Source organism: Pseudomonas sp. rhizo25 (genome assembly GCF_031931935.1).
Taxonomy (GTDB): Bacteria; Pseudomonadota; Gammaproteobacteria; order Pseudomonadales; family Pseudomonadaceae; genus Aquipseudomonas; species Aquipseudomonas synxantha.
Window position 1 is genome coordinate 272522 of the sequence record NZ_JAUJXA010000005.1, and the last position, 12041, is coordinate 284562.

Genomic DNA, 12041 nt, shown 5'->3' on the forward strand with positions numbered 1-12041 from the left:
TGCCCCCAAAGCGCCGGCCAGTAGACGTTTCGGCGCCATGGATAGTAGAGAGTGAGTCATGGGCGCACAGTGGAAAGTCAAACATAAAGAAGCGGCAGCCAATGCCAAGGGCAAGATCTTCGGCAAGCTGGTGAAAGAAATCACCATCGCCGCCCGTAACGGTGCCGATACCGCGACCAACGCGCACCTGCGCCTGGTGGTGGAGCAAGCCAAGAAAGCCTCGATGCCCAAGGAAACCCTGGACCGCGCGATCAAGAAGGGCGCCGGTCTGCTCGGTGAAACCGTGCAGTACCACCGCGTGACCTACGAAGGGTTTGCCCCGCACCAGGTGCCGTTGATTGTCGAGTGCGTGACCGACAACATCAATCGCACCGTGGCGGAAATCCGCGTGGCATTCCGCAAGGGCCAACTGGGCGCTTCTGGCTCGGTGGCCTGGGACTTCAACCATGTCGGCCTGATCGAAGCTTCGCCGGATACCCCGGACGCGGATCCGGAAATGGCCGCCATTGAAGCCGGCGCCCAGGACTTCGAAGACGGTGAAGAAGAGGGCACTACCCTGTTCATCACTGAAACCACCGACCTGGATGCCGTGCAAAAGGCCTTGCCGGAGCAGGGTTTCACCGTGCTGTCGGCCAAATTGGGCTACCTCTCGAAGAACCCGGTCAGTGGCTTGACGGATGAGCAGATGGCTGAAGTCGAGGCGTTCCTGGAAGGCCTGGACAACCATGATGATGTGCAGGATATGTTTGTCGGCCTGGCTGGCTAGTCACTGGACAAATGCGGTCAAAAATGTGGGAGGGGGCTTGCTCCCGATTGCAGTGGTTCAGACACAGATACTGTGGCTGATACACCGCTATCGGGAGCAAGCCCCCTCCCACATTGTTCCAGCGGTGTTAGATAGAGCTCAGTACGCCTTCAATTTCTTCAAAGCTCGGCCGCGCCAACACATCGGGTTGGCAGCAGCTTTTTTGCAGTTCAATCAGATCTTCACTTACTGCCCCTTCACCCCGCTCCAACAACTCCCCCAGCAACACCCCGAATGCGCGCACTTCAATACGCTGCAACGCCCTGGATTCCAAGGTGTCGGCCGTGGCATGGAATGACGCCGCGCCGAAGTCTGCGAGCAAACAATCACCCGTCGCATTCCACAGAATGTTGTGGCCATACAGGTCACCGTGGGTAATCCCCTGAAGGTGCAAGTGCGCCGCCGCCGAAGCGATGCCTCGTGCCATGCGCAGCACCACATCGAGGCTGAAACGGGTATCGGGTTCGTAGATGTCCCGGGTGCAAGACGCCAGGCTAGGCAGGGCCGCGAGGTTGCGGTAGCTCGGGTCAATCAGGCTCATGACCAATGCCGCCTGACCCTGCGGGTGCTCGATGACACGACCTTGCACCTTGATCAGGTTGGGATGCAGCCCGGCGGCAATGCAGGCTTGCATTTCATGCAGCGGTGACCCGTCGCTGGTGATAGTGCCTTTGTATAGCTTGACCGCGACCGGCAGCGCCTGGGGTTTCCAGATTGCTTTGTGAATGATCCCGGAAGCGCCTTCGCCCAATACTTCTCCCAGTTCCAGTTCAGACCAGGGAATGTTCGGCGTCCCATCATCGCCCGTCACGGTCACCGCCATTTCCACCGGGTTACCGGCGTAGGCCAGCCACGTCAGGCTGGGCAGCGTCAGCAGCCAATCCGGCAGGTGTGTAAGGCGATTGGAGGCAATGCGGATCAGCTCCAGGTTGGCGCAATTGGCCAGACTTGGCGGTAACTGCGTCAGTTGGTTACCGGCCAGCATCAACTTTTGCAGCAACGGGCGCTGGCCCAATTCGTCGGGCAATTGGCTGATGCTGTTATCGGTGAGGATCAGCCAGCGCAGCTGGGGCGGCAGGGCGGCGGCGGGCACGTGGCTGATCTGGTTGGCCTTGAAGCCGATCATGCTCAGCTTCGCGCATTGGCCCAGGCACTGCGGTAACTCGGTAAAGGCGTTGTCCGAGCAGAACAGCACGCGCAAGTGCGTCAGGCGATGCAGGTCGTCGGGCAAGCTGGTCAGGGCGTTGCCCGTGAGATTGAGGATTTCCAGGGAGTCGGCCAGTTCGAAGATTTCCCGGGGGAACTCGGTCAGCCCGCAGGCGAGGTCCAGGCGCGTGGCGCCGGCCAATTGGCCGGCCTTGAGTTGGGCGAGGGTAGTCATGAACAGCGCGGCACTCGGATGGGGGGCGTAAAAGGCGCTCATGATACCGGGTCGGGGGCGGTTTGCGCGCAGGGTGTTTGCAACTGGCGCAGGCGGCTGGCAGTGCGGGCGAGGTCGATGGCCTGACCTTCCAGGCATTTATCCAGCGGCTGGTGGCCGATGAGCGTCAGACGTTTGTCCTGGTCGTAGAGCACGTCCACCAGGTTGATGAACCGCTGCTGCACGGCAATTGGGCATTCGGCCAGGTGCGGCAGGCCGTCGATGATCCAGTGGTCGAAATCCTCGCACAGCAGCAGGTAGTCCATGACCGCCGTGAACTGTTCGCATAGGTCGTTGAAGGTGAACACGATGGTGCGCTCCTGATGGCCACGGCACAGCAGCTGCCGACTGCCGACCGTCAGGTGCTGCGCCGGGCAATCCGTGGTGGGCAGCTTAAGGCTTTCACGCTGGGTCGGTGTACCGGGCCACACATACTGGCCGCTGGTGAAACGCTGTTGTGCGTGGGCCTGGGGCAGGCTGCGAAAGTCCTGGGGCGAACTGACTTCCAGCACATCCATGCGCGCGGCGATCAGGTCGATCACCGGCTTGAATCGTTCGTGGTACAGCGGGTTGGGCAGCAACCCCTCGGGCGGATAGTTGGAGGTCACTATCATCAGCACGTCGCGTTGGAAAAGCGCCCTGAACAAACGGCTGATGAGCATCGCATCGCCGATATCGTGGACGTGGAATTCGTCGAAGCACAGCACGCGGCAGCCGGCCAGCAACTGATCGAGGGTGATGGTCAGGGCATCGTCATGCCCGCGGTGCAGGAACATGCCTTGGTGCAGGCGGGCGAAGAAATCGTGAAAGTGCACGCGTTGCTTTTCGGCGATGGGCAGGGCCTTGAAGAACCCGTCCAGCAGCCAGCTTTTGCCGCGCCCCACCGGGCCGTGCAAGTACAGGCCGCGGGTGGCTTGGCCATTGAGCAGACGCTGTGCCTGGCGATTCAGGGCGGTAATCGCCCGCATTTGCCCATCACTGAGGGTGTAGCCCTGTTGCTCGGCCTTTCTTTGGAAATACGCCGGGATAGTCGAGGCGTCCGAAACGCTGGATTGTTTCGCGAACAGGCGCTGGAGCAGGGAAAACACGGCCAATGGAGTCACTCTGTGCTGCGGTGGTCGCTTACTTTAGAGCGCCCACCGCGATTTGACCAATAGGGTAGGGGGCGGCCAATTGGCTCGAAAACCTAATGCTGGACATGGCTTCTAGAACTTCATCAACCCCGTGGTCGGCTGGTCCACCGGGCTAACCATTGCGTAGTTATAGCCGCCGCCTGACCAGTATTCGGCCTGCAAGCCATCGGCGCTGCGGCTGCCCCGGGGCAGGAAACCGTTGTTCGGGCCCGGCGGGCGGATATAGAAGCTGATACGCCGGCCTTGCGGGTCTTCGTACAGCACCATGGCTGCCGCGCCCTGGTCGGTGGTGAGCAGGCGCCCGCTGACCGGCTTGAACCCCGCCTGGCTCAGGTCGGGCAGGCGGTGGGCCTGATTGAAATAGCGGTCGAGCCAGGCCTGCATAGTGCCGCTGCCCTCGGCACTGAAGTCGGCGGGCATGATGCCGTCCTGGGCAAACAGGCGGTAGGCCTGCATGGCATCGGCCATTGGCAATAGCGGCGGCTGGGTGGCTACGCGGGCTTGCCAGCCGCCTATTCCGCCAAGGCTCACGGCAATCAGCAGCAGCGCCGCGGTGGCGAAGTGGCGGCGGGACTGACGCTTGATACGCTGGCGAACCAGTGCCGGGTCCAGTGCCGGGTTGTTCGGCTGTTGCAGGGCGCCGCTTAAAGATGCACGCAATAATTGCGCATCCTGTTGCCAGGCATGCACCTGCGCGGCCACCTCGGGGTGGCTGGCCAGCCAGGTTTCAAGCACACGGCGATCACTCTCCAGTAATTGGTGATCGACGTAGGCATGCAAGTCGCGTTCGCTGGGGGGCAGGCTGATCATTTGAGTCTCCGCAGGGCAGGGCCGGCAATTTCGCCATCGCTGAGTTGACGCAACGCTTGGCGCGCACGGGACAGGCGTGACATCACCGTGCCGATGGGCACGTCGAGGATGTCGGCCACGGCCTTGTAGCTCAAGCCTTCGACGGATACCCACAGCAGCAGGGCACGCTGTTCGGCGGTGAGCTGGTCGAAGGCTTGCAGGGTGGATTGGGCCATCACCGTGCGCTCCACCGAAGGGTGCGCGTCATCACGGCCGGTGAAGAATTCGAGCATGCGCGCATAGCGTCGGTTGCGGCGGTGGGCGTCGAGGAACTGCCGGTAGAGGATCGAGAACAGCCATGCGCGCAGGTCACCTTCGATCCGTTTATCGGCCCAGGCGATGATCGCGCGTTCCAGGGTTGCCTGCACCAGGTCGTCGGCGCTGCTGGTGTTGCGCGTCAGCGACACCGCAAAACGCCGCAACCTGGGGATGAGTTCACGTAACTGTTCGTCGAGTTCATGCATGGGTGTCTGGCTGGTCACTTCGCTGGGACTAGAAAGACGTCCGGCGTTAAAGATTATTCCACGGCCCGCAAAATAATTCGAAGGTCAGGGAATAGAGCAAATCGGCGTTCGTCTTAATGCTCCGACCTTATGTTTCACCCTAAGGCCACTGGCCCTGGAGTTCCTGCATGGTAGATCACTCATCACCCCCCCGTCCTCCACTGAGCACTACGAGCCTGATCGCACGTCTAGTGGGCATCGGTGCCGTGGTTGCCGTTGTCGCCGGGGCGTTTGCCTACGTCAACGGCACCCTCGACCCACAACGCCTGCGGCCAAAAACCTTGGTCAATGCCCTGGAAACCAATAACGGCGTGCACCCCGGCTTTCGCCGTAACCACGCCAAGGGCGTGTGCGTGGCCGGTTACTTCGAGAGCAGTGCCGAGGCGCGTGCGTATTCCAGTGCCCAAGTGTTCAGCGCGGCCAAGACCCCGGTCATCGGCCGGTTTGCCTTGCCCAGCGGCAACCCTTATGCACCGGACAGCAGTGTGCCGATCCGCAGTTTTGCCGTGCAGTTCAGCCAAGCCAACGGCCAGCAGTGGCGCACCGGGATGAACAGCATGCCGGTGTTCCCGGTGGGCACCCCCGAGGCGTTCTACCAGTTGCTCAAGGCGGGCGCGCCGGATCCGGCCACTGGCAAGCCGAACCCGGCCAATATGCCGGCATTTTTTGCCGCGCACCCGGAGACAGCGCCGTTCCTGGCGTGGGTCAAAACCGCCAAGCCATCGGCCAGTTATGCGACTGAAACCTATAACGGCATCAATGCGTTTTACCTGGTGAGCGCCGATGGCAAACGCCAGGCCGTGCGGTGGAGCGTGGTGCCGCTCAGCCAGGACGCACCGGGCGATACTGCGGCGGATGGCGCCGATTTCCTCGAGAAAGATCTGGTGCAACGCCTCGTCGCCGGGCCGTTGCGTTGGCAATTGAACATGACCCTGGCCAACCCCGGCGACCCGCTGGATGACGCGAGCAAGACCTGGGCCGGCGAGCACAGGGTGCTGAACGCCGGCACCCTGGTGCTGCAAAGCAGCCAGCCACAGGCAGACGGTGATTGCCGCGATATCAACTTTGACCCGCTGATTTTGCCCAGCGGCATCGAGGCCACCAATGACCCGTTGCTGGCTGCCCGCTCCGCCGCGTATGCCAGTTCATACCTGCGCCGCGCTGGCGAAGTCAGCCCGTTGCACAGCGCCCCTCAGGAGTTGCAGCCATGAATGCCCAGCCCCGCTTTTTTGCCCCCCTGGCACGTCTGCTGCACTGGCTGATGGCGCTGATGATCATTGCCATGCTGTTTGTCGGCGCTGGGTTGGCCGCGTCGGTGTCTGAGCGCCATGAGTGGTTGATCCACCTGCACAAGCCGCTGGGGATCGCGATCCTGGCCCTGGTGATCGTGCGGTTGGTGGTGCGCTTTTGCACACGACAGCCGCCGTTGCCAGCGGATTTGCCCGCGTGGCAAGTGTTGGCGGCCAAGGCTTCCCATGTGCTGCTGTATGCGTTGATGCTGGTATTGCCGCTGCTGGGCTGGGCGATGATTTCGGCGGCCGGTGATCCGGTGATGCTCAGCAGTAACGTGCAACTGCCCGCGCTGGTCGGGGCGAATGCGCCGTTGTTTGCGCTGTTGCGCAAGGCTCACGGCTATCTCGCCTACCTGTTGTTTCTCACGGTACTGGTGCACTTGGCGGCGGCGTTGTTCCACGGTTTGATCCGCCGCGATGGTGTCTTGCAAAGCATGACCGGCACCAAGGACTGATGGTTTTTTGTGGCGAGCGGAACGGCCCGCTCGCCACAGGTAATCAGCGCAAAAGGCCGACGATATCAGCGACGCTGCTCAAGACGTCCTTGCCCAGCTGTTTCGAGCGATCGCCTGACCAGCCGGTGCGCAGGTTGGGGGCGTCGTCGTTGTCCTTGAAGGGCATCTCCAGGGTCAGGGACAGGCAGTCATACTTTTCACCAACCGCGTTGCAGGCCAAGGTCATGTTGGCTTCTCCCGGCAGGTCGCGGGTGTAGCCGTGGGTGGTCTGGAAGTCCCGGGTCAGGTGGCTCAGATGGCGGCGGAAGTGTTTTTCCAGGGCTTCGATGCGCGGTGTGTAGCCGGGGTTGCCTTCGCAGCCGGCGGTGAAGACGTAGGGGATCTCTTCGTCGCCGTGGATATCGAGGAACAGGTCCACGCCGTATTTTTCCATCTGTTCCTGAACGAACAGGACTTCCGGGCTGAGTTCCTGGCTGGCGCTTTGCCAGGCGCGATTGAGGTCCTGGCCCATGGCATTGGTGCGCAGGTGGCCATGGAAGGCGCCATCGGGGTTCATGTTCGGGACCAGGTAAAGGTCAGCCGTGGCCAGCAGCTTTTTCAGCTCGTCGTCGCCGTCCTGTTGCAGGCGTTCGATCACGCCTTCCATAAACCATTCGGCCATGTGCTCGCCAGGGTGCTGCTGGGCGATGATCCACACGTTGCGGCGACCTTCGCCCCCTTTGCCCCGTCGTAGCAGTTGGATATCGCGGCCTTCGGCGCTCTTGCCGGTAGCGAGCAGGGTGACTCCGGCGTACTTAAGGGCTTGGTCGATCAGCCAGTCGTGGCGTTCACGGCTGTAGGGTTCGAAATAGGCAAACCAGACGTGTTTTTCCCGGGTCTGGAGGGTGATATGCAGGATCTCGCCATCGAAACGCGTCGGTACCCGGAACCAGTTGATATGGTCGTAGGACGCCACGGCGTTGTACCCGCTCCAGGCATGCCTATAGGACGAGCGACCCGCGTTGCTCAGGCGAAAGGTGTGGGTATGCCCCACGTGCATGCCTTCGGCCTTGAAGTGGAACCATTGGAAGTGATCGCTGCGGGTATCGGGTTTGATTGCCAGCAACAACTGATAGGCATCGCTGGCATCCAGGACCTGGATGTTGCCGCTGTCGAAGTCGGTGCTGATCTTGATGGAGGTCAAGGCCACGGTCATAGTCTGGTTGCCTGAATATGAGTGATGTCGCGGCTATATTACACAGGCGTCAGGCAAAACCTGGATGCAAAATTGTTGCACGGGGGAGGGGGCGTCATCCCTGACGCCGCCGCAGCTTAGAGTCTATGAGATTGATTCTCAAGCGCTAAATCGCAAAGATCCGGGCTAGAGCAGTCGAGTGGCTTTCTTTAGGCGATAGTCTTTTGCTACCATGCGCGCCATCAAGCAACACACAGTCTTCATTAGCCTGAAGCCACGCCAGGGAAACTGGCAAAAAAAAGACCCGGCCAAAGAGCCGGGTCAAAAACCGTGATTAGCCTGATGAGGAGATATTCCAAGAGTCCGACCTAAGGTCTCTTGGTCTATCGACTGATCTCGCGATCAGCTGGGTCCAATAATAATCATTATCATTTGCAAGTCAAATGTTTTTATCCGTGGGATAGAAATATTTTTCCTTGCCGCCTGTTACGCGTTTGCCCGAGCCGCTGGCCCTTGCAACGACCGCTCCACCATCGCCTTGGCCATATCAATCAAATACACCACGGAAAACGCCAGGTCGCGTTGATTGCCTTGATGGCTGCACGCTGATTCATAGGCGGTGGCCGCTGCACTGCGCAACAGGTCCGAGGCATGCACCAGCGCTTCCTCCTGGCTGATGCCCGGTTTGATCACGAACATGGCGTCACCCTGGGTCGGCGCCGACATTTCTTCTTTCAAGTAATAATCCAGCGCGCGCTGGGCCGCACCGCTGTTGTGCATGTCGTGTAATTCAACGTGTTCAGGTGTTTCGGGCAATGGATACGGGCTGTTCGTCATAAGCGGCAGTACTCCGGTGGGTGTCGAAATCCTTAGGCTTGATGATAGTACGTATCGTATTTATGTCGTTTTATGGATTACTACAAACTGTTTATTGCCCTGAAAAATACACGTCGTATCGTCAGGCGCCATGGACAAATGGATAGCGTTGGTCAAAGCCAACATGAAAGACCGCAAGGTCACGCAAGGCGAATTGGCGGAGCGCCTGGGCATGTCCCAGGGCGGTGTCGGCCACTGGCTCAACAAGCGCCGTGTACCGAGCCTGGCGGACATGAACCGGGTGCTCGCGGAGCTGGGGTTGGGGGACCTGGAAGTGGCGCTCGAGATTCGCGAGCGGGCCGCAACAGAGGCGGCGTTGGAACGCCGCTACAACCCGTATTTTCGCTACCCGGTCAGCGACTGGAAGCAGGCGTGCGAGTTGCGCGAGGAGCGTGCGGCCTATGGAACGAGTCGCTACGAATTGACCGATTACCACGCTCAAGGCAAGGCGTTCTGGCTACCGGTGACGAGCGACGCCATGACCGCGCCCACGGGCCTGAGCATCGGTGCCGGGATGATGATCCTGGTGGACCCGGCCATCGAGCCCGACCCCGGCAAACTGGTGGTTGCCCAATGGGCTGGCAGCCCCCAGGCGACCTTTCGCAAATTGCAGGAAGAAAGCGGCCAGCGTTATCTGGTGCCGCTCAATCCCACTTACCCCAAGGCGCTGCTCACCGAGGATTGCCGCATCCTGGGCGTGGTGGTGCAAGCCACGGCGAAGTTCTAGCCGGCCGTTTCAAGCTCCACCAGCGCGCTGCCTTCAGCCACCATTTCACCTTCCTGGCAGAACAGCGCCTTGACCACCCCGGCCTGAGGCGCACGGATGCTGTGTTCCATCTTCATGGCTTCCAGCACCACCAGTTGAGTGCCAGCCTCGACGGTTTGGCCTACCTCTACCAATACGCGCACGATGCTGCCGTTCATCGGAGCGCTAAGGCCGCCCTGATGGGATTGCCCTGCCTCCACAGCCGCAATCGGATCGAACAGGCTGACCGCATGCATCTCACCGTCCCAACGCAGGTACAGGCTGCTTGCACTGCGGACCGCCAGGTGAGCACGGCACACCCCTTGATGCTCGATCAGCAACTGCTCGCCGCACAGCTGTGGCGTGTGCCCCGATAATGTCACCAGCCGATCCTGCCCATTGCAGCTCAGGTGCAGCGAAACCTCGGCCGGCAGGCCCGCACGAAAGCCCTGGTTATTGGCCCACGGGCCATCGCCCATCGGCAGGCTCTGCATAAACGCCGAGCCCGCCGCCTGCCAGAACGCATCGCTTAATGCACCGGGCGCCGGTAACAGCTCATCCTGATAACGAGGGATAAAGCCGGTATCCAGTTCGGCGGCCGCAAACGCGGGATGACCGATTATGCGTCGCAGAAAGCCCAGGTTGGTCTTGAGCCCGCCGACTGCAAACTCGTCGAGCATGCTCAGTAACCGCAAACGCGCCTGTTCACGGTCTTCGCCCCAGGCAATCAACTTGCCCAGCATCGGGTCGTAGAAGGGCGACACGTCGTCGCCTTGCTCGACGCCGCTGTCCACTCGGCGGCCAGGGCCTGGGCGGGACTCGCGGTACAGCGCCAGGTGCCCGGTGGCCGGCAGGAAGTCATTGGCCGGGTCTTCGGCATACAGCCGTACTTCAATCGCATGGCCGATCAACGGCACTTGGTCTTGAGTGATGGGCAGCGCCTCGCCCTGGGCCACCCGGATCTGCCAGGCCACCAGGTCCAGACCGGTGATTGCCTCGGTCACCGGGTGTTCCACTTGCAGTCGCGTGTTCATCTCCATGAAGAAAAACTCGCCACGGGCATCCAGCAGAAATTCCACCGTACCTGCGCCGACATAACCGATGGCCTGGGCCGCACGCACGGCTGCTTCGCCCATGGCCTTGCGTTGCTCGACACTTAAGCCCGGCGCCGGGGCTTCTTCGACGACTTTTTGATGGCGACGCTGGATCGAGCAGTCGCGCTCATTGAGGTACAGGCAGTGGCCATGCTGGTCGGCAAACACCTGGATCTCGACATGCCGCGGCTTGAGCAGGTATTTCTCCACCAGCATCTGCCCATTGCCGAAGGATGACAGCGCTTCACGCTGGGCAGAGGCCAGGGCTTCGGCCAATTGGCTGACATCCTCGACCACCTTCATGCCCTTGCCGCCGCCGCCGGCCGTGGCCTTGAGCAGCACCGGGTAGCCGATCCGCTCACAGGCGGCGCGGAAGGTTTCCAGGTCCTGGGCCTCGCCGTGGTAACCCGGCACCAGCGGTACGCCAGCGGTTTCCATCAGGGCCTTGGCCGCCGATTTGCTGCCCATGGCGTCGATGGCCGAGGCGGGCGGGCCGAGGAAGATCAACCCGGCGTCTTCGATGGCGCGGGCGAAGCCAGCGTTTTCCGAGAGGAAACCGTAGCCTGGGTGAATCGCCTGGGCGCCGCTGGCGTGGGCGGCGGCGATCAGTTTGTCGATTTGCAGGTAGCTGTCGGTGGCTTTGCTGCCACCCAGGTCGACGCGGATGTCTGCCTCGCGACTATGGCGTGCATCGCGGTCGATGGCGCTGTGCACGGCCACGGTGGTCAGGCCCATGGCCTTGGCGGTGCGCATGACCCGGCAGGCGATCTCGCCACGGTTGGCCACCAGTACGGTGGTGAGTGTGCTCATGAACGCGGCTCCTGGGCTTGCCAGCTCGGTGCACGTTTTTGCAGGAACGCACGCAAACCTTCCTGGCCCTCGGCGCTCACCCGAATGCGCGCGATGGCGTTTTCACAATAACGTCGCAGCGCAGGCGTGAGGGCACCGTTGCCCACTTCGCGCAGTAAATCTTTACTGGCGCGCATCGCCGCCGGGCTGTTTTGCAGCAGGTTTTCGACCCATTGGTCTACCTGCTGATCCAGGGTTTCGGCCGGATAACTCTCGGCCAGCAAGCCGATTTCCCGTGCTCGCTGGCCGCCGAACCGCTCGGCCGTGAGGGCATAACGACGGGCAGCGCGTTGGCCGATGGCCTGCACCACGAAGGGGCTGATCACCGCTGGCGCCAGGCCGATGCGCACTTCCGACAAACAGAACTGCGCGTCGTCGGTGCCAATGGCCATGTCACAGCAACTGATCAGGCCCAACGCGCCACCGTAGGCCGCGCCTTGCACCACGGCCAGCGTGGGGATTTTCAGCTTGGACAGGTTGTACATCAGCTCCGCCAGTTCACGGGCGTCGTCCAGGTTGGTGTGGTAGTCCAGCTCGGCCGATTGCTGCATCCAGGCCAGGTCGGCGCCGGCGCTGAAATGCTTGCCGCGCCCGCGCAATATCAAAAAACGCACGGAAGGGTCGCCTTGCACCCGGTCCAGGGCAATGATCAGTTCGCGGATCATCTCGGCGTTGAACGCGTTGTTCTTGGCTTCACGACTGAGCCACAGCGTGGCAAAGCCACGGCTGTCAGTGATCAGTTCGAGGGTGTTGAAGTCGTTCATGCAAGGAGCTCCATGATAATGAGAGGCCTCCTGTAGGAGCGAGCTTGCTCGCGAAGCTCGTCAACGATAACGCGGGTATTCT

At 61.4% G+C, this 12041-nt stretch carries 12 protein-coding genes; 4 read left to right on the forward strand and 8 right to left on the reverse strand.

The annotated features are described in order from the left end of the window. Nucleotides 1–58 precede the first annotated feature (58 nt). The gene (locus QZR30_RS13625) at nt 59–766 is read left to right on the forward strand and encodes a YebC/PmpR family DNA-binding transcriptional regulator (RefSeq protein WP_005789254.1); all 708 of its coding nucleotides are present in this window, start codon (nt 59–61) and stop codon (nt 764–766) included. A gap of 127 nt (nt 767–893) precedes the next feature. Here the strand turns inward: QZR30_RS13625 and QZR30_RS13630 are convergent, their stop codons facing one another. The 4 genes from QZR30_RS13630 to QZR30_RS13645 form a co-directional block, all read right to left on the reverse strand. After that, nucleotides 894–2186 (reverse strand): protein kinase, encoded by a 1293-nt coding sequence (locus QZR30_RS13630; RefSeq protein WP_311903574.1) that lies wholly within the window; start codon nt 2184–2186, stop codon nt 894–896. Nucleotides 2187–2224: 38 nt separating this feature from the next. Next, nucleotides 2225–3319 carry a cell division protein ZapE gene (gene zapE, locus QZR30_RS13635; protein WP_311903575.1) on the reverse strand — a complete coding sequence of 365 codons (1095 nt, stop codon included), beginning with the start codon at nt 3317–3319 and terminating at the stop codon, nt 2225–2227. A 111-nt stretch (nt 3320–3430) separates the two neighbouring features. After that, nucleotides 3431–4168, reverse strand: coding sequence for an anti-sigma factor family protein (locus QZR30_RS13640; protein ID WP_046068696.1), 738 nt, complete (start codon nt 4166–4168; stop codon nt 3431–3433). Continuing rightward, nucleotides 4165–4671: a sigma-70 family RNA polymerase sigma factor gene (locus QZR30_RS13645; protein ID WP_311903427.1), complete on the reverse strand. Its 507-nt coding sequence runs from the start codon at nt 4669–4671 to the stop codon at nt 4165–4167. The genes QZR30_RS13640 and QZR30_RS13645 overlap by 4 nt, the downstream gene beginning before the upstream one ends. A 167-nt stretch (nt 4672–4838) precedes the next feature. Here QZR30_RS13645 and QZR30_RS13650 point away from each other — a divergent pair, with 167 nt between their 5' ends. Continuing rightward, nucleotides 4839–5921 (forward strand): catalase family peroxidase, encoded by a 1083-nt coding sequence (locus QZR30_RS13650; RefSeq protein WP_059397915.1) that lies wholly within the window; start codon nt 4839–4841, stop codon nt 5919–5921. Beyond that, nucleotides 5918–6457: a cytochrome b gene (locus QZR30_RS13655; protein ID WP_046068693.1), complete on the forward strand. Its 540-nt coding sequence runs from the start codon at nt 5918–5920 to the stop codon at nt 6455–6457. Before QZR30_RS13650 ends, QZR30_RS13655 begins: the two co-directional genes overlap by 4 nt. A 43-nt stretch (nt 6458–6500) precedes the next feature. On the opposite strand, the gene QZR30_RS13660 is transcribed toward QZR30_RS13655, so the two are convergent. Together QZR30_RS13660 and QZR30_RS13665 are read right to left on the reverse strand one after the other, a co-directional pair. Next, nucleotides 6501–7652, reverse strand: coding sequence for a M14 family metallopeptidase (locus tag QZR30_RS13660; RefSeq protein ID WP_046068692.1), 1152 nt, complete (start codon nt 7650–7652; stop codon nt 6501–6503). Nucleotides 7653–8117: 465 nt separating this feature from the next. Beyond that, nucleotides 8118–8468, reverse strand: a complete 351-nt coding sequence (locus QZR30_RS13665) for a DUF6124 family protein (RefSeq protein WP_080944633.1) — start codon at nt 8466–8468, stop codon at nt 8118–8120. 130 nt (nt 8469–8598) lie between these two features. Here QZR30_RS13665 and QZR30_RS13670 point away from each other — a divergent pair, with 130 nt between their 5' ends. After that, entirely contained in the window at nt 8599–9234 is a 636-nt protein-coding gene (locus tag QZR30_RS13670; protein WP_046068690.1) for a LexA family protein, read from the forward strand. Here QZR30_RS13670 and QZR30_RS13675 read toward each other — a convergent pair. After that, complete coding sequence (locus QZR30_RS13675; RefSeq protein WP_059397918.1) at nt 9231–11156, reverse strand: acetyl/propionyl/methylcrotonyl-CoA carboxylase subunit alpha; 1926 nt, start codon at nt 11154–11156, stop codon at nt 9231–9233. The genes QZR30_RS13670 and QZR30_RS13675 overlap by 4 nt on opposite strands. Continuing rightward, nucleotides 11153–11959, reverse strand: coding sequence for a gamma-carboxygeranoyl-CoA hydratase (locus tag QZR30_RS13680; protein WP_056846591.1), 807 nt, complete (start codon nt 11957–11959; stop codon nt 11153–11155). Before QZR30_RS13680 ends, QZR30_RS13675 begins: the two co-directional genes overlap by 4 nt. Nucleotides 11960–12041: the final 82 nt, after the last annotated feature.